The following is a 20,038-nucleotide window of genomic DNA, read 5'->3' on the forward strand; positions in this document are numbered from 1 at the left end:
TCGTGCGGGTGGGGGCGTGTCCTCGGTACTCCGCGTCGCGGAGTGGAAGCCCGGCGGGCCGCAGCTACGACGAGATCAAGGTTACCTGCGACGGGTGCGGTAGGCGGGTGGCAACTGTGATCCCTCAGCGGTGAGCCTGGGCTGGGCGCCATCGTAGTGCTGCATCCCGATGGCACCTGTGATGAGCTTGCGCAGCTCGTTGTGGGTGGCTGGGTCAACGGCGTAGACCACGGTACCGACGACGCCACGGGTGAGGAGTACGTGGTAGGCGTTGAGGACACACCGGGTGACGGTCGCGTCATCGACCGGGCCACGGAAGGCGGGGTCGCACGAAGCGGATCGGTCCACCCTGAACTCCCCGCCGCGGAACAGCAAATCAGGGCCGATGATGACGCCGTTCCAGTCGTACTCGAATGTCTGTGCGGTGTAGACGCAGCCGATCTGCCCAATGCCGCGGCGGTCAGTGGACCACAGGTCCGACCTCGGTGCGCCCTGAACGCTGTGCTCAGGCTTGACGTTCCACGGGCGGTGCCAGTCCCCGATCTGCACGTCGTCGACGAGCCGTTCCCCGTCCGGGTTGCTCCAAGGCCAGCAGAAGCCCGCAGTGATGCGCGCCGTGGCTCCCTCGAGGTCCCGTTCCCGGATGAAATGCTCCATCTGCTCCGGAGAATCCGCGACCGTGAGTGTCATTCGCCCATCAGGCCGCCAAGCCACCGGATCGGAAGAGGAAAGACCCAACAACTGCTGGACCCACCGCTGATACCGCTTGCTGCCACCCGCTCGGAACGTGCCCTCCAAATCAGTCACCTCGACTTCGCAGCCCATCTCTTTGGCGAGCCGCTGGAGATACATGGCAGTACCTACTTCGTCCGGGCGGATCGACTGGTGGTCGTCGAGCAGGAAGATCGGCACTTTTGCGGCCCGGATCACCTCGGTGGCCTGTGGGCGGTCGTCGTCGCGCAGTTCCTTGGGCGTCCAGCGGTACGTCGAACTGCGCCGCATGCGGTGCGCTTCATCGCAGATGAGGACATCGATGCTGTCCGGTGGGCTTTCGCTGAAGCTGTTGAAATACCGGTACAGCCTGTGCGCCGCGCGGCGCTTGTCCGCCAATCGCCCGCGGCGGGCCGTGCCGAGCATGATCTCGCGCAGTGTCTCTGTATACGCGTGTGAGCCGCTGGCCAGCACGGCCTCTCGGCCCTTGAGACCCAGCGTGCGCTGCAACTCGAGCGCCACGGCGCTCTTTCCGCTACCGGGGCCGCCTCGCAGAATATATACGCGTTTGACGCCGGGTTGAGGGGTTGTGCCGTGAGCACTGTCGGGGTGGTAGAACAACCCGACGTCGAGACTGCCGAACCGCGCGGTCTTCTCCAGGTGCCGGGTGATCCGGTCGACCGCGACGTACTGCTCGTCGAGGAGCGTCAGCCCTCCACCGATCACGGACCGCTGCCGGGCCACGTCGGTGACTTTGAGCAAGGGGGCCTGGCGGGCCTGCTCCAGTGCGTGGGCCGCCTGTTTTCCGGATGCGGTGGCCAGTCTCGAAGTGAGGACTCGCCGGAAGCGGTCCAAGTCGTCAAGTGTGTAGAGGAAGCCATGGTCGGTCTCGGGCAGGCCGAACAGAGCCTCGACGTCCGCGTCGTGTGCGTTGTGGAGCAGCACCACACCCGTCAAACTGTTCTCGTTCTCCCGGAGATATGGCAGATAGCGCAGCATGTACTCGCAGTAGCGCTGAATCTGCCGCACCGGATGCAACTTGTTCTTCCCGTCGCCGAAACCTAGATCTACGGCGATCGGGCACAGAGGGTCGACCGTGGCGTGCCGTACTTGCTTCAGTTCGACCGCGAGATATGAGTCCGCCCCTGTGCCGGGATGCTTGCCGCACAGCACCAGGTCTACTGCGGAGTTGGTGTGTGGCAGGTCGACCTCGACCTGCACCTCGACCTCGTCGAGGCCACAGTCCAGCAGAGCTTCGACCACGATCGGGATACTGTTGTTCCAGGAAGCGACATCGCCCTGACCGGCCGCTCCCCCCTTGATCCGGGAATGCTCTCGAATCAGATGCTCAGTGAGCGGTAGGTGCGCGGATCCGTCCCGGGCGACGATGAGCCGACCGAGCTCGGCTGCGGACAGTTGCAGGAGCACGAAGATTCCCCAGGCACGAGATGACTCGTGCGGGTGGGGGCATATCCTTCGTGACTTCGCCGTAGCGGAGCGGAAGCCCGTCGGGCCGCAATGACAATGCGTAGATTAACCCCGCTGTGGCGTAGTGAGGGCGGGCCCTGGGGGCCCGCCCTCTGCCTGGCTCAGCCGAGGCGGTGCACCATCAACTGCGCCAGAGCCCACATCAGGTTCGAGCCAAGGCCCGCCGTGATGCCAACCAGGACATCACGGACCCAGGTGTGGCGCTTGGGCGTGTACTCGACGGCAGCCATAGGAATGCGTCCCCTTTGGTTGTGACCGGTGACGGCGCCGGACGGCTCCCGCCGGGAGCGCATCGACTCTGTGTCACCGAACCAAAGGGCTTACGTGTCCCCAGGTCACGTCGCGTACATCCTCCGGGGAGGACGCAGGGTGCAGGAGAACGCTAACTCACGACCGGGTGTTCGGAGAAAGGAGTTGTCGCACGGAGGTACATCCGTGACCTGCTGCCGGCCTCGTCGGTAGGTGGGCAGATCACCGGCACCGGCGAGCACGCCGTGCGTCGTGGCGGGCAGCCCCGCTCTGCCATGTCACACAGCTCCGGCGTACGGTCGGTCCATAAGGTGACGGCCGTCCCAGGGCTCGTAACGGTCTCGACGCCGCGAGCGGCTCCCTGGCCTTCGCGGCCGACCGGGCGACCCACCGTTTCGACCGGTTCCTCCTGCGCCGGGAGGGCCGTGCCGACGGGCCCCGTCGCGGTCCGACGGGTGGTCAGTTCGCCGGCGTCCCGCCCGGTCGCGGGTGCCTCCGCCCGTTTTGCCCACTCCGCTCACCACCGGTGAACCCCACTGTCCCCGCCCCCGCTTACGATGCCGCCAGCCGTACCGCAGTACGTGTGATGGTCGCGGACGCCTTCGCGTCGGCCCGGAGGCAGGAGCACGGTCATCGTGTCCATACCGCAGTCGCCCCACCCGGCTTGGGGGCACCCTTACGGTCCGTTCCGGCCGGCGCCCGTCAATGGGCTGGCCATCTCCGCCCTCGTCCTCGGTGGCCTGTGCTTCCTGCCGGGTGTGGGGCTGGTGCTGGGCCTGATCGCGGTGCGTCAGATCAACCGGCGCGGTGAGCGCGGGAAGGGGCTCGCGGTGGCGGGGGCCGCGCTGTCCTCGGTCGGTGTGGCGCTGTGGGCGGTGGCGCTCACCTTGGGGGGCGCGAGCGCCTTCTGGGAGGGTTTCAGGGACGCGGCGCGCGGCGAGGGCACCGCCTTCGCGCTCAGTACGGGCCAGTGCTTCGACGCGCCCGGCGGGTCGTTGGAGGGCGAGACGTACGACGTCGACGAGGTGCCCTGCGAGGGTGCGCACGACGGTGAGGTGTTCGCCGCCTTCGACCTGCCCGACGGGTCCTTCCCGGGCGACGGCGCGATCACCCGCGCGGCCGACGACAAGTGCTACGCCCTGCGCGGCGACTACGCCATGGACGCCTGGGCCCTTCCCGCCGACGCCGACGTCTACTACCTCAGCCCCACCCGGGAGAGCTGGCGCGTGGGCGACCGGGAGGTCACCTGCCTGTTCGGCAGCACCGACGCGGGGGGCCGGCTGACCGGTTCGCTGCGCAACGACCCCACCACGCTCGACGCCGACCAGGTCGCCTATCTGAAGGCGGCCGGCCTGCTCGACGAGGCCGTGGACGCCGAACCGGTCGAATACGCCGAGGACGATCTGCCCGCCAACCGGGCCTGGGCGGGCCGCATGGCACGCGCGCTCACCGAGGAGACCGGTCGGCTGCGCGGGCACACCTGGCCCGCGGTGGCCGAGCGGCCCGTCGCCGCCCTCGCCGACGACCTGGACGCGGCCCGCGCGCAGTGGCGGCGCGCCGCCGAGGCCCCCGACGCGGACACCTTCTATGTGCACTACGACAAGGGGTACGACCTCATCGACCCCTCCGGTTCCGTCACCGCGCGCAAGGCGCTGGGGCTGACGTCGACCCCGCCGGCGTACGAGGAGGGCGACGAGTCGGAGGGCGCGGAGGGTGCGGAGGGCGGGGACGGCGACGGAGTGGAGGGGGCGGAACCGGGCTTCGAGGTGTGACAGCCGTCCTGGCTGGGGAGAAAGTGCCTGCGTAAGGCCCCCGACGGCACTGGTAATCACATCGAGTGATTCCTTGGCCTCTGCTTGCCTCGTCCAACCTACGGTTGCCAGGCTGTAGCTGTCTGTACAACCTGATGGGAGAGCGGCCAGTGACATTCGGTGAGCAGCCGGCGTATCTGCGGGTTGCGGGGGATCTCCGCAAGAAGATCGTCGACGGTCTGCTGCCGCCCCACACCCGGCTCCCCTCCCAGGCCCGGATCCGCGAGGAGTACGGGGTCTCGGACACCGTCGCGCTGGAAGCGCGCAAGGTGCTGATGGCCGAGGGGCTCGTCGAGGGCCGTTCCGGCTCGGGGACGTATGTGCGCGAGCGGCCCGTGCCGCGCCGCGTCGCCCGTTCCGGTTACCGGCCGGCCGGTGGCGCCACCCCCTTCCGGCAGGAGCAGGCCGACGCCGAGGTGCGCGGCACCTGGGAGTCCGGCAGCGAGCAGACCGAGGCGGACGCGGCCGTCGCCGAGCGGCTCGGTATCGAGCCGGGCGAGCGTGTGATGCGTACGCGGTACATCTTCCGTGAGGGCGGGGAGGCGGTGATGCTCTCCACCTCCTGGGAGCCGCTCTCCGTGACCGGCCGCACGCCGGTGATGCTGCCCGAGGAGGGGCCGCTCGGCGGCATGGGCGTCGTCGAGCGGATGGGCGCCATCGACGTCGTCGTCGACAACGTCACCGAGGAGGTCGGCGCCCGTCCCGGCCTCGCCGAGGAACTCCTCGTCCTGGGCGGTGTCCCCGGACACGTCGTCCTGGTCGTCCAGCGCACGTTCTACGCCTCGGGTCTCGCCGTGGAGACGGCCGACGTGGTCGTCCCGGCCGACCGGTTCCGTGTCGCTTACCACCTGCCGGTGAGGTGACCCCGCCCTCCCGGTTCCCTCGGGGGGTCTCCCGGGTGTGAGATGGCGCACGCCTCCTGCGCGCCGTGCGCGCCCGCGCGGCCGTTCCCGAGACCTTCCGCGAGCCTCGTCGCCCCGGAGACGGCCCGGGGATGAAGCGGTTCTCGCAGGTCGTCGCGGACGCGTGCGGTGAGCCGCTGAGGTGACGCGTCGACGCGCGCTGACGGCGCGCTCGGTGTTGCGCGCCCCCGCCTTCCGGCTGGTCGCGTACCCCGCTGTGAAAAGCCGTATTCGCAGCGTGAAGGTTGGGCGTAGGCTCGGGCATATGCGGACTGCGGTTTCCTTGGTGGTCGGGGCGCGGCACCGGTCGTGGGCGCGGAGTGGAGGGGCGCGATGAACGACAGCACGGTCACCCTGCCCTGGCTCGTCGTCCGGCAGGACGACAACGGCAACCGCTACCGGGTGGGGCGGTACGCCACCCGGGCGGAGGCCCAGAAGATGGCGGACAGCCTCGACAGCCGCGGCCACCAGCAGCTCTACTGGGTCGAAGAGGTGGAGCAGGCCGAACAGACCGAGCGGGGCCGGCGGAGCGGCACCGACGCGTCCGAGTGAGCCGTAGGCTCCGGCGCATGACGGATCGCACGGATCGCACGGGTCAGACGGACCGCACAGGTCAGACGGACCGCACGGATCACACCGGTCTGACAGAGCGCCCGGGGCGGACGGATCGGGCGCGGGCGGAACGGGTCGTGGTCGGGGCCGCCCTGCTGGACGGTGGACGTCTGCTCGCCGCCCGCCGCAGCGCGCCGGCCGAGCTGGCCGGGCGCTGGGAACTGCCCGGCGGCAAGGTGGAGGCGGGCGAGACGCCCGAGGCCGCGCTCGTGCGCGAGCTGCGCGAGGAACTCGGTGTCGACGCCCGGACCGGCGAGCGCGTCCCCGGCCGCTGGCCGCTCCGGCCCCCGTACGTCCTCCAGGTGTGGACCGCCTTCCTGCGTCCCGGCTCCGCCGCTCCCGAACCGCTGGAGGACCACGACGAGCTGCGCTGGCTGACCCCCGCCGAGATCTGGGACGTACCCTGGCTCGACCAGGACGTGGCCGCCGTCCGGCAGGTGCTCGACACGCACGGCGGCGACCCGCGCGGCGGCCTGCATGACGGCTCGCGCGGCGGCTCGCATGACGGCTCGCGCGGCGGCTCGCATGACGGCTCGTGCGGCGGCCTGCATGACGGCTCGTGCGGCGGCCTGCATGACGATCCGCACGGCGGCCCGCACGGCGGCCCGCACGGCGACCCGCACGGCGACCCGCGCGGCGACCCGCACGGCAACCCGCACGGCGGCACTCGCTTCGGTGTACCTCTCGGCGTACACCCCGGCACGGGGGCGGTCGGAGACGCGCGGGCCTAGTCGGTGGGCGGTGGTGCGGGTTCCGTACGCCCTCCGTGCCACCGTGCGCCGCTCCTGACGGTAGCCGGGCCTGCAATACGGGTATGTGCCCATTAACCCCGCGAAAGCGGACGCGTAGGGAGTGGGCCCACCGGCCGGGGAAGTGATCGGTGTGATCGAGTCCGAGGACGGCCGCGCCGGGGCGGAATGGACCTTCCCCGCGCAGCCGGACGCCGTGCGCACCGCCCGCTCCCTGGTCCGTGGCCACCTGCGCGAGTGGGGCCTGGAAAGCATCGGCGACATCGCCGCCCTGCTGGTCAGCGAGCTGGTGACCAACTCCCTGCGGCACGCCACCGGCCCCATCGGGGTCCGCCTGGTGCACCCCTCGGACGCGGACCCGGTACTGCGCGTGGAGGTCTCCGACCCGCTTCCGGACCCGCCCCGCGAGCGGACGGCACGTCCCGACGACGAGAGCGGCCGGGGTCTTCAGCTCATGTCCTGCGCCACGCGCCGCTGGGGAACCCGGCCCGGCGGGGGCGGAAAGACGGTGTGGTTCGAACTCGCGGTGCCGGGCTGAAGTGGGACCCTGGCCACCTGTGCGACGGCCCGGTTCGACGCCCGCCGACGACCGCTGTCGACGTACGTGATTCGATGACGTGTCCGCTGGTTAGAAGACTGGAAGTGTGGGTCACGGTCCGGTCCGGAAAACACAGGGACCGTGTTGTGATCGTGAACACCGTGTTGTGCGGCGCCGTAGTGCTGGATACTGCGGGCAGCCGCCTCCGGTGACCGGTGCCGGACGCGGTGAGCTGGAGGGGACGGTTCGCGTGAGCGAGATACCAGCGAGGGCCACGGAGTCCGAGCACGCGTCGGACGGCGCGCGGGCCAGGGGCGCGAGCGGCGACGTGGTGCGCCCGGGTGCGGGCGAGGTCCCGCCCGGTGACTCGCTGTGGCTGAGCAGTCCGCCCGGCTCCATCTACGACTACATCAAGGTCGCGTCCTTCTCCATCGGGCCGGACGGACTGGTCAACCAGTGGAGCCTGCGGGCCGAGCAGCTCTTCGGCATCTCCGCCGACCGGGCCGTCGGCACCGACCCCATCGACGTCTTCATCGACCCCGATCTGCGCGAGCGGGGCCAGCGGAAGATGGCCGAGATCCTCGACGGGCGCGAGTGGACCGGCGTGGTTCCCTTCCGCATCCCGGAAGAGAAGACGGGCGAGCGCCCCAAGCGCGGCCTCGCCGAGGTCTACGTCATGCCGACGCGGACCGAGGACGGCGAGAAGGCCGCCGTCTGCATCGTCGTCGATGTGCGGACCCTGCGCAGCATCGAGACCGACCTCGCCGCCTCGCAGTCGATTTTCGGCCAATCCCCGTTCGGATTCCTCCTGATCGACCCCGACCTGAAGGTGCGCCGCGCCAACCAGCGTTTCGCCTCCGTCTTCGGCGGCACCCCCGAGGACCACCGCGGCCGGGGCGTCCACGACTACCTGCCGCGCGGCGAGGCCGAGCGGGTCGTGGCGACCCTGCGCCGGGTGCTGGAGACCGGTGACGCCATCACCGACATGCACGTCACCGGTCATGTGCCGGGCTCCGACGAGCGCCGCCACTGGTCCGTGAACCTCTACCGCGTGCACAGCGGTTCCGGCCGCCCCATCGGCGTCGCCTGGCTCGGCACCGACATCACCTCCCGCCGCGCCGCCGCCCGCGAGGCCGCCGCCGCCCGGCGCAATCTCGCCCTTCTCAACGACGCGGGCGCCCGCATCGGCAACTCCCTCGACCTGGAGACCACCGCCCGCGAACTCCTCGACGTGGTCGTCCCCGGCTTCTGCGACCTGGCCACCGTCGACCTCTACCAGGGACTCCTGGCCGGCGACGAGACCCCGCCCGGCCTCGCCGACGGCAGCGCCGGACTGCGCCGCGTCGCCTACGCCAGCGCCGTCTCCGACGTCCCGTTCCTCGGCACGAAGAAGCGGATCCAGGTCGGCGCCGTCCACCACTACCCGTTCACCTCGCCCTGCGCCGACGCCCTGCGCACCGCGCGGCCCCGTACCGTCCCGGCCGAGGAGGGCGGCCTCGTGCAGTCCACCCTCGCCGTGCCGATGGTCGCCCACGACACGGTGGTGGGGCTGGTGCAGTTCGCCCGGACCAAGGGCAGCGAACCGTTCGGCGAGCGCGACCGCGACCTCGCGGTGGAACTGGCCGCCCGGGCCGCCGTCTGTATCGACAACGCCCGGCTCTACCGGCGCGAGCACGAACGCGCCCTGATACTCCAGCGCTCCCTGCTCCCGCCCGGCGACCCCGAGGCGTCCGGCCTCGACATCGCCTGCCGCTACCTGCCCGGCAACGCGGCCACCGGCCGGCCCAGCGAGGTCGGCGGCGACTGGTTCGACGTGATCGAACTCCCCGGCCACCGCACCGCCCTCGTCGTCGGCGACGTCATGGGCCGGGGGCTGCGCGCCGCCGTCGCCATGGGCGAGCTGCGGACCGCCGTACGGACACTGGCGCAGCTCGACATCGAACCGGCCGAGGTCCTCGCCCAGCTCGACGAGATCGCCCGCGGTCTCGGCGCCCCCGGAGGCGTCCAGCAGGCGACCCGGGCCGCCCGCCGGCCCCGCGAGGCCGACCTCTCCGAGGTGTACCTCGCCACCTGCGTGTACGCCGTCTACGACTCGGTGACCCGGCGCTGCACCTTCGCCAACGCCGGCCACCTGCCGCCGGTCCTGGTCGAACCCGGCGAGCCCGCCCTGATGCTGGACGTGCCGCCCGGACTGCCGCTCGGCGTCGGCGGGGAGCCCTTCGAGGAGGTCGAGGTCGACCTGCCCGAGGGCGCCCTGCTCGCCCTCTACACGGACGGCCTCGTCGAGAGCCGCGACCACCCCCTCGACGAGGGCCTGCAAGCCTTCGTCGGCGCCCTCACGGACCCGCCCCGCGCCGCCGGCTCCGCGCCCCTCGCCGAGGGGCACCGGAACCTGGAGGACGTCTGCGACCACGTCCTGCACACCCTCGACACCCACCACGGCGAGGACGACATCGCGCTCCTCATGGCCCGGGTGCAGGGGCTGCCGGCCGAGTCCGTGGGCGACTGGACGCTGCCGCGCGAGCCCCGCAGCGTGGGCCGGGCCCGCGAGTACGCCCGCGCGCAGCTCCTCGGCTGGGACCTGGAGCCGCTCGTCGACACCACCGAACTGCTCGTCAGCGAGCTGGTCACCAACGCCCTCAGGTACGGCGAGGGCGAGATCAGGCTCCGGCTGCTGCTCGACCGCACGCTGGTCTGCGAGGTCTGGGACTCCGGCCTGGTCCAGCCGCGCCGCCGCCGCGCCCGCGACACCGACGAGGGCGGTCGCGGTCTGCAACTGGTCGGGCTGCTCAGCGCCGCCTGGGGATCGCGGCGTACGCCCCGGGGGAAGACGGTGTGGTTCGAGCTGCCCCTGCCCGGCGGCGACATCGGCCTGCCGGACCCGGCGGAGGCGTTGCTGAGCCTGTTCTGATCCGGTTCGCTCCCGTACGGGCGTTTTTTGGTCCTCCAGGGTCGCAACCGGTGCTCCCGCGTCCCTCGTCCCTGCTGGCGACACCGGCCACAGGGGCGGGCGGCGAGGGAGCACACGCATGGAACGGGCGACCGGACAGGCAGACCCGCAGTCCCAGGCGGACCCGTCACCCCAGGCGGACCCGCAGTCCCAGGCGGACCCGGCGCCCCCGGAAGGACCGCCCCCGCCCCCGCCTGCGACCCCAAGACGCTGGCCCCGCCGCCTGCGCCGTACCGCCCTCGCCCTCGTGCTCGTCCTCGTGCTGCCCGTGCTCGGCGTCGAGGCCGCCGCGCGTCTCCACTACCGCGGTGATCCGGCCGAAGGCACCACCACCCGGAACAAGGACGCGATCTGGCTCGGCCACGCCTGGGTCGACGGCCGGAAGACGGACGCGGATCTCGCCGCGCTCGGCCGGCGACTGGACGGCACCGGCATCCGGGACCTGTACGTCCACACCGGGCCGCTGGAGCACGACGGCACCCTGCCCCGGTCGCTGTACCCGAAGGCCCGCCGGCTGACCGACGCCGTGCACGAGGAACTGCCCGGCGTCCGGGTCCACGCCTGGCTCGGTGACGTCCTCGCCACCGAGTCCCCCGACGGTATGCGACTGGAGCGGGCCGCGACCCGCACCGCCGTCGTCGCCGCCACCCGGCAGGTCCTGCGCGAGGGCTTCGACGGCGTCCACTTCGACCTGGAGCCCGCCCACTCCGGCGACCGCGACTACCTCACGCTCCTGGACGCCGTGCGGCGCGTGACCGAAGAACGGCACGTCGAACTGTCGGTGGCCGCCCATCAGATCGACCCGCTCCCGGCGCTCCACTCCGTCGCGGGCACCGTCACCGGCCACCCGAAGTGGTGGTCGCAGGAGTACTTCGGGCAGGTCGCCCGCCGGGTCGGCCAGATCGCCGTCATGTCGTACGACACCATGCAGCCCACCGAGGGCACCTACGGCGGTTACGTCGCCCAGCAGACCTCCCTCGCCCTGGAGGTCACCCCGGACACCACCGACCTGCTGATGGGCCTGCCCTTCTACCACGAGAACCGCTTCGGGCACTGGGCGCACGCCGAGACCGTCCCCGCCGCCGTCCGGGGCGTCCGCCTCGGCCTGTCGCGCACGGACGCCGGCCGGGAGCGGTTCGGCGTCGCGCTCTACGTGGACTTCGCGGCGACCGAGGCGGACTGGGCGGCCTACCGCGAGGACTGGGTCACGGCCCCCTGACGCGTTCCTCAACCTGACGCGTCCCTCAGCCTGACGCGGACCGTCGCCGGATCTTGTTCCCGAGCCAGACGAGCGGGTCGTACTTGCGGTCGGCGGCCCGTTCCTTCAAGGGGATCAGGGCGTTGTCCGTGATCTTGATGCCCTCGGGGCAGACCTCCGTGCAGCACTTGGTGATGTTGCAGTAGCCGAGGCCATGTTCGTCCTGGGCGGTGCTCTTGCGGTCCAGTCCTGACTCGGCCGCCGCGTCCAGCGGGTGCATGTCCAGTTCGGCGACGCGCATCAGGAAGCGCGGACCGGCGAAGGCCGGCTTGTTCTCCTCGTGGTCGCGCACCACATGGCAGGTGTCCTGGCACAGGAAGCACTCGATGCACTTGCGGAACTCCTGCGAGCGGTCCACGTCCTCCTGCGCCATCCGGTACTCGCCGGGCCCGAGCCCCTCGGGCGGGACGAAGGCGGGGACCTCGCGCGCCTTGGTGTAGTTGAAACCGACGTCCGTCACCAGGTCGCGGACGACCGGGAAGGCCCGCAGCGGCGTGACGGTGATCGTCTCCTCGCGGGTGAAGACGGACATCCGGGTCATGCAGAGCAGCCGGGGCCGGCCGTTGATCTCCGCCGAGCACGAACCGCACTTGCCGGCCTTGCAGTTCCAGCGGACGGCCAGGTCGGGAGCCTGGGTGGCCTGGAGGCGGTGGATGATGTCGAGGACCACCTCGCCCTCGTTCACCTCGACGGTGAAGTCCGTCAGGCCGCCGCCGTCCGCGTCGCCCCGCCACACCCGGAACCTGGCTTCATAGCCGCCGTTGCCGCTCATCGGTACAGCTCCTCCTCGGCGAGGTACTTGGCCAGCTCCTCTTTCTCGAAGAGGGCGAGCAGGTCGGGGCGGATGGGTTCGGTGGTCTCCCGGACGAGGGCGATCTGACCGCGCACCGGGTCCGTGGCCGCGAGGCCCCCGGTGGGGTCGGTGGGCCGGCAGAGCAGGTTGACGTTGCGCCATCCGCGTTCCATCGACGGATGGTCCTCGCGGGTGTGGCCGCCGCGCGACTCGGTGCGCTCCAGCGCGGCCCGCGCCACACACTCGCTGACCAGCAGCATGTTCCGCAGGTCCAGGGCGAGGTGCCAGCCCGGGTTGAACTGCCGGTGCCCCTCCACGCCGGCCCGCCGGGCCCGTACCCGCAGCTCCGCCAGTTTCTCCAGGGCCTGCTCCATCTCGGCCTCGCGGCGGATGATGCCGACCAGGTCGTTCATCGTCTGCTGGAGTTCCTGGTGGAGGGTGTACGGGTTCTCCGGGGGGCCGTCCGCGGGCCTTCGGGCCTCGGCCTCGGACTCGGCGGAGAACGGCCGCAGCGCCTCCGCGGCGGCGGCGTCCACCTGGACCTCGTCCACCTCCGGTCGCGCCCCGGCGGTGCCCGCCGCGTACTCGGCCGCGTGCAGGCCCGCCCGGCGTCCGAAGACCAGCAGGTCGGAGAGGGAGTTGCCGCCGAGCCGGTTGGAGCCGTGCATACCGCCGGCCACCTCGCCGGCCGCGTAAAGACCCGGCACCCCGCGGGTGGCGGCGGTGTCGGAGTCGACCGCGATGCCGCCCATCACGTAGTGGCAGGTGGGCCCGACCTCCATCGCCTCGGCCGTGATGTCGACGTCGGCCAGCTCCTTGAACTGGTGGTACATCGACGGCAGCCGGCGCTTGACGACCTCGGCGGGCATCCGGGTGGAGACATCGAGGAAGACCCCGCCGTGCGGGGAGCCCCGGCCCTCCTTGACCTCGCTGTTGATGGCCCGCGCGACCTCGTCCCTGGGAAGGAGTTCGGGAGGACGCCGGTTCGCCTCCGGGTCCTCGTACCAGCGGTCGGCCTCGTCCTCGGTCTCGGCGTACTTCTCCTTGAAGACGTCCGGGACGTAGTCGAACATGAACCGCTTGCCGTCGCTGTTGCGCAGCACCCCGCCGTCGCCGCGGACGGACTCCGTGACCAGGATGCCCTTCACCGAGGGAGGCCAGACCATGCCCGTCGGATGGAACTGCACGAACTCCATGTTGAGCAGCGGCGCGCCGGCCAGCAGGGCCAGCGCGTGGCCGTCGCCGGTGTACTCCCACGAGTTGGAGGTGACCTTGAAGGACTTGCCGATGCCGCCGGTGGCGAGGACCACGGCGGGGGCCCGGAGCACGAAGAAGCGGCCGGTCTCGCGCTCGTAGGCGAAGACGCCGCTGACCCGCGAGCCGTCCTTGAGGACGCGGGTGACCGTGCACTCCTGGAAGACCTTCAGCCGGGACTCGTGATCGCCGGTCTCCCGGTGGTCCCGCTGCTGGAGCGCGACGATCTGCTGCTGGAGGGTGCGGATCAGCTCCAGGCCGGTACGGTCGCCGACGTGCGCCAGGCGCGGGTACTCGTGGCCGCCGAAGTTGCGCTGCGAGATGCGGCCGTCCTTCGTCCGGTCGAAGAGGGCGCCCCAGGTCTCCAGCTCCCAGACCCGCGCGGGTGCCTCCCGGGCGTGCAGTTCGGCCATCCGCCACTGGTTGAGGAACTTGCCGCCGCGCAGGGTGTCGCGGAAGTGGACCTGCCAGTCGTCGTGCTCGTTGGCGTTGCCCATCGCCGCCGCGATGCCGCCCTCGGCCATCACCGTGTGCGCCTTGCCGAACAGCGACTTGCAGATGACGGCCGTACGGGCGCCCCGCTCGCGCGCCTCGATGGCGGCGCGCAGGCCGGCGCCGCCCGCCCCCACCACGACGACGTCCCAGTCCTGCCGGTCGACCACGGTCATCACAGGGCCCCACTCAGTCAGAAGAAGCGCGGATCGTCGAAGACGCCGGAGGCGACGAGGTACACGTAGAGGTCGGCGAGTGCCACGCTCACCAGTGAGGCCCAGGCGAGCTGCATGTGCCGGGCGTTGAGCTTGCCGATCCACCGCCACGCGCGGTAGCGCACGGGGTGCCGGGAGAAGTGCTTGAGCTTGCCGCCGACGATGTGCCGGCAGGAGTGGCAGGAGAGGGTGTACGCCCAGATCAGCGCGATGTTCACCAGGAACACCAGGGTGCCGAGACCCATGTGCCCCCAGGTGTAGTCCTCGTCGCGGAAGGCGAGCACGGTGTCGTACGTGAGGATGCCGGCCACCAGCAGGGCGGCCCAGAAGAAGTAGCGGTGGATGTTCTGGAGGATCAGCGGGAAGCGGGTCTCGCCGGTGTACTTCTTGTGCGGCTCGGCCACCGCGCAGGCCGGCGGCGAGGCCCAGAAGCCCCGGTAGTACGCCTTGCGGTAGTAGTAGCAGGTCAGGCGGAAACCGAGCGGGAAGATCAGGATCAGGATCGCCGGGGAGATGCCCCACCAGGGCCCGAACAGCTCCCAGTTGGGGCCCGTCCGCATCGGCTCGCAGTTCTCGGCCAGGCACGGGGAGTAGAACGGCGAGACGTAGGGCGCCGCGTAGTAGTCGGCGTTCGCGAACGCCCGCCACGTCGAGTAGACGACGAAGGCCAGCAGCCCGGCCGCGGTGCAGGCGGGCGCGAGCCACCAGCGGTCGGTCCGCAGGTGCGCGGCGGAGATGGCGGCGCGGGTCGGGGTGCGCACGCCCCCGCCGGGAGGTCGGGGGTCGGTGGGTGGTGGTTCCGTACCAGTGGCCACTAGTCGACTCCGGTTCGAGTTCAGGGGGCGCGTCGGTCCCGGGCGCCGAGGCCCTCGTCGTCCGAGTCCGTCCACAGGGACAGGTCGTAGGGCGCGTCGGAGATGGTGACGAGATCCGGGCGCGGCGCGTCCGGGGCGGCGGCCTGGCGCAGCAGCGCGACGCTCTCGCGCAGATGAGCGGCGTCGGTGCGGACCCGCCGGACCTCCAGGCCGTCGCCGCCGATCTGCTGCTCCAGCCGGCCCACCGACCGCGCCAGGTCGTCCAGGCAGCGCTGGATCCTCGTCAACTCGTCGTGCACGGACATGACTGGCCTCACTTCCGTCTGACCCGGCTTTCAGGGCCGGCCGTGAATGGGGACGTTCATGCGCCTGCGAGTGTCGCGTGTCACACCTGTCCCTGTGAAGAGGACGTGCGTCGATTGGCTGGAGCGCGAGGGTGCACAGGAGGGGCGCGTTGGGCCGCCCGGGTGGGGTTACCAGCCGTGTCCGTCGTGTCGCCCACCGTCACCGAATCCTTTCCTTTTCAGTGGCCGCAGAGGTCTGAATACAAATGATCAACTCCATATACCGCCAAAAGAGACCATAGCGACCGCGGCTTACCGGAGGTAGCAGAGATGTCCCACGTCGGTGCCGGACCCCGCGCGCTCACCCGCTCGGTCACCTTCCTCACCGCGGGCGCGCTCGCGGTCCTCACGCTGGCCGGCTGCACCTCCGAGGAACCCGAGGGCAAGCCCCTCGCGGGACCGGACATCGCCACCGCCGCCCGCGCCCGGGTCGCCGACGGCGGCACCCTGCGCTGGGCCGTGGACACGGTGCCGGAGACCCTCAACGCCTTCCAGTCCGACGCCGACGCCACCACCCACCGCGTCGCCCAGGCCGTGCTGCCCTCCCTCTTCCGCGTCGACGCGGCCGGCCGGCCGGTGCGCGACCCCGCCTACCTGGAGTCCGCCGAGGTCGTGCGGACCGAGCCCAAGCAGGTCGTCCTGTACAAGCTCGGCCAGCAGGCCGTCTGGAGCGACGGCCGGGAGATCGGCGCCGCCGACTTCGCCGCCCAGTGGCGCGCCCTGTCCGGCAAGGACGCGGCCTACTGGACCGCCCGGAACGCCGGATACGACCGGATCGAGAAGATCGAGCGCGGGAAGAACGACCTGGAGGTCAAGGTCACCTTCAGCCGCCCCTACGCCGACTGGAAATCGCTGTTCACCCCGCTGTACCCGAAGGACGTCATGGGCACCCCGGACGCCTTCAACGACCGGGCCCGGCGCAAGCTGAAGGTCACCGCCGGCCCGTTCGCCGTGGAGCGGGCCGACCGCGAGGACGGCGAGATCGTGCTCGGCCGCAACCCGCGCTGGTGGGGCGAGCCGGCCAAGCTGACGCAGATCGTGCTGCGCGCCGTACCGCGCGCCGAGCGGATCGCCGCGCTCACCGCCGGCACCCTCGACCTGGCCGAGATCGACCCGGACACCGCCGAGGAGGTCGGCCTCGCCGGCGCCCCGCCCGGCGCCGCCTCCGGCAACCCCCTCGCGAGCCCCGCCGCCCCGTCCAGCGGCGGCCCGGCGGCCGGCCCCGAGGGGCGGTCCGCCGCCGACGCCCTGCGCTCCTGGGCGGTCGCCAACGGCTCCGACGAGGAGGCCGCGCACGACGAGACACTCGCCCGCGCCGAACAGCGCGAGGCCCTCGCCAGGACCCAACGGCGGCGGACCGCCCTGCGCGGCTTCGAGGTCCGCAAGTCGCTGGAGCCCGCCTACACCCAGCTCGCCCTGAACGGCGCCGACGGGCCCCTCGCCGACGAACGGGTCCGCCGGGCCGTCGCCCGCGCCGTGGACCGCGACAAGCTCGCCGAGGCCGTACTGAAGCCCCTGGGCCTGCCCGCCGAGCCGCTCGGCAGCCACCTCGCGCTCGCCGGGCAGGACGCGTACGCCGACGGCAGCGGCGCGCTCGGCCGCCCGGACACCAAGGAGGCCCGCGCGCTGCTCGTGGACGCCGGGTGGGTGCCCGGCGGCCCGGTGCGGGAGCGGCAGGAGAGGAAGGACGAGCAGAAGGAGGACGGGGAGGAGGCCGCGGGCGCCGAGGGGGAGGGCGACGAGGAGAGCCAGGACACCGACGACGGCACCTACATCGTCGGCGAGGACGACAAGGGCGAGGACGACAAGGGCGAGGACGACAGGGGCGAGGACGACAAGGGCGAGGGCGAGCGGCAGGGCGGCGAGCGGCACGAGGCGCAGGGCGGCGCCCCCGGCGCCTACGCCCCGAAGGGCACCGCGGCTCCGGAGGGCACCCCCGCCCCGGAGGGCACCCCCGCCCCGGCGGGCGCCGCGGCCGCTCCCCTCGCCAAGGACGGCAAGGCGCTCACCCTGCGCTTCGTCCTCCCCTCCGGCCCGGGTTCCGGCACGCTGCGCGCGGTGGCCGACCGCATCACGGCCATGCTGAAGCGGATCGGCGTGCGCACCGACCTCACCACGGTCTCCGACGAGAGCTACTTCCGGGACCACATCGCCTCCGGCCAGTACGACCTCGCGCTGTACTCCTGGCCCGCCTCGGCCTTCCCCGCCACCGACGCCCGCCCGATCTACGCCAAGCCGGTCCCGGCCGCCGACGGCTCCCTGAACGTCGAGCAGAACTACACCCGCGTCGGCACCGACCAGGTGGACCAGCTCTTCGAGCAGGCCGCCGGCACCCTCGACGAGAAGGAGGCCCGCACCCTGATCCGCAAGGCCGACTCCCGGATCTGGGCGGCGGCCGGCTCGCTGCCCCTCTACCAGCGCCCGCAGCTCATGGCCGCCCGGAAGAACCTCGCCAACGCGGGCGCCTTCGGCTTCGGGACCCCGGTCTTCGAGGACATGGGCTTCCTGGCCAAGGGGGCGCGGGGCCCCGACGGCGGCGGAAAGCGGGCCGGCAGCCCGGCGCCGTGACGGCCCCGCCGGGGGCTTCGGGGCCCTGCCGCGCAGGGGTGCGAGGCTCCACTTCCCCCCGCCCCGTACCATGGGAGGGAAAAGGCCGAGGCGTCACCAGCCCGGCGAAGGCCAGCGCACAGTGACCTGGCCGTCCTCACCACTTCGGGAGTACGCCGCAACATGGCTGTGTCCGCAACGCGTCACGACATCCGCAACGTCGCCATCGTCGCCCACGTCGACCATGGCAAGACCACTCTGGTCGATGCCATGCTCAAGCAGGCCGGTGCCTTCGCCGCGCACGCTGCCGAGTCGCTCGACGACCGCATGATGGACTCGAACGACCTGGAACGTGAGAAGGGCATCACGATCCTGGCGAAGAACACGGCCGTCAAGTACCACCCGAAAGACGGCGGCGACGTCGTCACGATCAACATCATCGACACCCCCGGCCACGCCGACTTCGGCGGTGAGGTCGAGCGCGGCCTGTCGATGGTGGACGCGGTCGTCCTGCTCGTCGACGCCTCCGAGGGCCCGCTGCCCCAGACCCGCTTCGTGCTGCGCAAGGCGCTGCAGGCCCGCCTGCCCGTCATCCTGTGCATCAACAAGACGGACCGCCCCGACTCGCGCATCGACGAGGTCGTGAACGAGGCGTACGACCTCTTCCTCGACCTGGACGCCGACGAGGACCAGATCGAGTTCCCGATCGTCTACGCCTGCGCGCGGGACGGCGTCGCCTCGCTGACCAAGCCGGAGGACGGCACCGTCCCGGCCGACAGCGACAGCCTGGAGCCGTTCTTCACCACGATCCTGGAGTCCGTCCCGGCCCCGTCCTACGACGAGGCCGCGCCGCTGCAGGCGCACGTCACCAACCTGGACGCGGACAACTTCCTCGGCCGTATCGCCCTGCTCCGGGTGGAGCAGGGCGAGCTGCGCAAGGGCCAGACCGTCACCTGGATCAAGCGTGACGGCACGATGTCCAACGTCCGCATCACCGAGCTGCTCATGACCGAGGCGCTCACCCGCAAGCCCGCCGAGAAGGCGGGCCCCGGTGACATCTGCGCCGTGGCCGGTATCCCGGACATCATGATCGGCGAGACCCTGGCCGACCCCGAGAACCCGATCGCGCTGCCGCTGATCACGGTCGACGAGCCGGCCATCTCCATGACCATCGGCACCAACACCTCGCCGCTGGTCGGCCGCGGCGGCACCGGCAAGGGCGCGGACGCGAAGGCCGCGGTCAAGGACCGCAAGGTCACCGCCCGCCAGGTCAAGGACCGCCTCGACCGCGAACTCGTCGGCAACGTCTCGCTGCGGGTGCTGGACACCGAGCGTCCCGACGCCTGGGAGGTGCAGGGCCGCGGCGAGCTGGCGCTGGCCATCCTGGTCGAGCAGATGCGCCGCGAGGGCTTCGAGCTGACCATCGGCAAGCCGCAGGTGGTCACCCAGGAGATCGACGGCAAGACGCACGAGCCCGTCGAGCGCATGACGATCGACGTGCCCGAGGAGCACATGGGCGCGGTCACGCAGCTCATGGGCGTCCGCAAGGGCCGCATGGACAACATGTCGAACCACGGCTCCGGCTGGGTCCGCATGGAGTTCGTCGTCCCCTCCCGCGGCCTCATCGGCTTCCGTACCGAGTTCCTGACCAGCACCCGCGGCACGGGCATCGCCCACTCCATCCACGAGGGCCACGAGCCGTGGTTCGGCGAGCTGAAGACCCGTAACAACGGCTCGCTCGTCGCCGACCGCTCCGGTGCCGTCACCGCCTTCGCGATGACCAACCTCCAGGAGCGCGGGGTGCTCTTCACCGAGCCCGGCACCGAGGTCTACGAGGGCATGATCGTCGGTGAGAACTCGCGCGCCGACGACATGGACGTGAACATCACCAAGGAGAAGAAGCTCACGAACATGCGGTCCTCCTCGGCCGACTCGTTCGAGGCGATCGTCCCGCCGCGCAAGCTCTCCCTGGAGCAGTCCCTGGAGTTCTGCCGCGACGACGAGTGCGTCGAGGTCACCCCGGAGGCCGTCCGCATCCGCAAGGTGAACCTGGACGCCCGCGAGCGCGCCCGCGCCGCCAGCCGGGCCAAGAACGCCTGACACCGGAGAGAACGGCACCGGACACCGCGGCTGACGCGGCGTCCGGTGCCGTCGTGTTTGGTGTGGCCGCGTCGGCCGCCGTCGGCCGGGCCGATGCCGGGACGGTCCTCCGTGGCAGCGTGCACTGCTCAGTAGTTACGCGCAATCACATTTCGTCACCAAGGCGTCCGATATACGGACAGTGATGATCGCTAGATGTGTAACAAGTCC

Annotated in this window: 14 protein-coding genes and 1 pseudogene; 9 read left to right on the forward strand and 6 right to left on the reverse strand. The window is 71.4% G+C overall.

The features are described 5' to 3' along the window. Positions 1-81: 81 nt before the first annotated feature. Both ABEB00_RS01615 and ABEB00_RS01620 read right to left on the reverse strand, forming a co-directional pair. Positions 82-2,139: a DUF2075 domain-containing protein gene (locus tag ABEB00_RS01615; RefSeq protein ID WP_345616939.1), complete on the reverse strand. Its 2,058-nt coding sequence runs from the start codon at positions 2,137-2,139 to the stop codon at positions 82-84. A 161-nt stretch (positions 2,140-2,300) separates the two neighbouring features. Then, the gene (locus ABEB00_RS01620; RefSeq protein WP_345616941.1) at positions 2,301-2,429 is read right to left on the reverse strand and encodes a DUF6408 family protein; all 129 of its coding nucleotides are present in this window, start codon (positions 2,427-2,429) and stop codon (positions 2,301-2,303) included. A gap of 654 nt (positions 2,430-3,083) precedes the next feature. Here ABEB00_RS01620 and ABEB00_RS01625 point away from each other — a divergent pair. From ABEB00_RS01625 to ABEB00_RS01655, 7 genes and pseudogenes are all read left to right on the forward strand, one after another. Beyond that, a complete protein-coding gene (locus tag ABEB00_RS01625; protein WP_345616942.1) occupies positions 3,084-4,220 on the forward strand; it encodes a DUF4190 domain-containing protein in 1,137 nt (378 codons plus the stop codon). Between the two features lie 149 nt (positions 4,221-4,369). Then, positions 4,370-5,122 (forward strand): GntR family transcriptional regulator, encoded by a 753-nt coding sequence (locus ABEB00_RS01630; RefSeq protein ID WP_345616943.1) that lies wholly within the window; start codon positions 4,370-4,372, stop codon positions 5,120-5,122. A 372-nt stretch (positions 5,123-5,494) separates the two neighbouring features. Further along, entirely contained in the window at positions 5,495-5,713 is a 219-nt protein-coding gene (locus ABEB00_RS01635; RefSeq protein ID WP_345616944.1) for an SPOR domain-containing protein, read from the forward strand. A 17-nt stretch (positions 5,714-5,730) separates the two neighbouring features. After that, a pseudogene (locus tag ABEB00_RS01640) lies at positions 5,731-6,243 on the forward strand ((deoxy)nucleoside triphosphate pyrophosphohydrolase); the annotation flags it as partial. Between the two features lie 403 nt (positions 6,244-6,646). Continuing rightward, positions 6,647-7,060, forward strand: coding sequence for an ATP-binding protein (locus ABEB00_RS01645; RefSeq protein WP_425586413.1), 414 nt, complete (start codon positions 6,647-6,649; stop codon positions 7,058-7,060). Between the two features lie 250 nt (positions 7,061-7,310). Further along, a complete protein-coding gene (locus ABEB00_RS01650; protein ID WP_345616946.1) occupies positions 7,311-9,971 on the forward strand; it encodes a SpoIIE family protein phosphatase in 2,661 nt (886 codons plus the stop codon). 118 nt (positions 9,972-10,089) lie between these two features. Beyond that, positions 10,090-11,229 (forward strand): glycoside hydrolase family 18 protein, encoded by a 1,140-nt coding sequence (locus ABEB00_RS01655; RefSeq protein ID WP_345616947.1) that lies wholly within the window; start codon positions 10,090-10,092, stop codon positions 11,227-11,229. Positions 11,230-11,254: 25 nt separating this feature from the next. Here ABEB00_RS01655 and ABEB00_RS01660 read toward each other — a convergent pair whose 3' ends face one another. From ABEB00_RS01660 to ABEB00_RS01675, 4 genes are read right to left on the reverse strand one after another with little or no spacing between them, the layout of a single operon-like run. Continuing rightward, positions 11,255-12,040, reverse strand: a complete 786-nt coding sequence (locus tag ABEB00_RS01660) for a succinate dehydrogenase/fumarate reductase iron-sulfur subunit (protein ID WP_345616948.1) — start codon at positions 12,038-12,040, stop codon at positions 11,255-11,257. After that, a complete protein-coding gene (locus ABEB00_RS01665; RefSeq protein ID WP_345616949.1) occupies positions 12,037-13,983 on the reverse strand; it encodes a fumarate reductase/succinate dehydrogenase flavoprotein subunit in 1,947 nt (648 codons plus the stop codon). Before ABEB00_RS01665 ends, ABEB00_RS01660 begins: the two co-directional genes overlap by 4 nt. Positions 13,984-14,000: 17 nt before the next feature. Then, positions 14,001-14,837: a hypothetical protein gene (locus ABEB00_RS01670; RefSeq protein WP_345616950.1), complete on the reverse strand. Its 837-nt coding sequence runs from the start codon at positions 14,835-14,837 to the stop codon at positions 14,001-14,003. Between the two features lie 20 nt (positions 14,838-14,857). After that, complete coding sequence (locus ABEB00_RS01675) at positions 14,858-15,142, reverse strand: hypothetical protein (protein ID WP_345616951.1); 285 nt, start codon at positions 15,140-15,142, stop codon at positions 14,858-14,860. Positions 15,143-15,451: 309 nt separating this feature from the next. On the opposite strand from ABEB00_RS01675, the gene ABEB00_RS01680 reads away from it, so the two are divergent. Together ABEB00_RS01680 and typA are read left to right on the forward strand one after the other, a co-directional pair. Further along, on the forward strand, positions 15,452-17,749 hold the full coding sequence (locus ABEB00_RS01680) for an ABC transporter substrate-binding protein (RefSeq protein WP_345616952.1): 2,298 nt from the start codon (positions 15,452-15,454) through the stop codon (positions 17,747-17,749). Positions 17,750-17,911: 162 nt separating this feature from the next. After that, complete coding sequence (typA, locus tag ABEB00_RS01685; RefSeq protein ID WP_345616954.1) at positions 17,912-19,828, forward strand: translational GTPase TypA; 1,917 nt, start codon at positions 17,912-17,914, stop codon at positions 19,826-19,828. Positions 19,829-20,038: the final 210 nt, after the last annotated feature.

It is taken from the genome of Streptomyces ziwulingensis, from assembly GCF_039542605.1.
Classification (GTDB): domain Bacteria; phylum Actinomycetota; class Actinomycetes; order Streptomycetales; family Streptomycetaceae; genus Streptomyces; species Streptomyces ziwulingensis.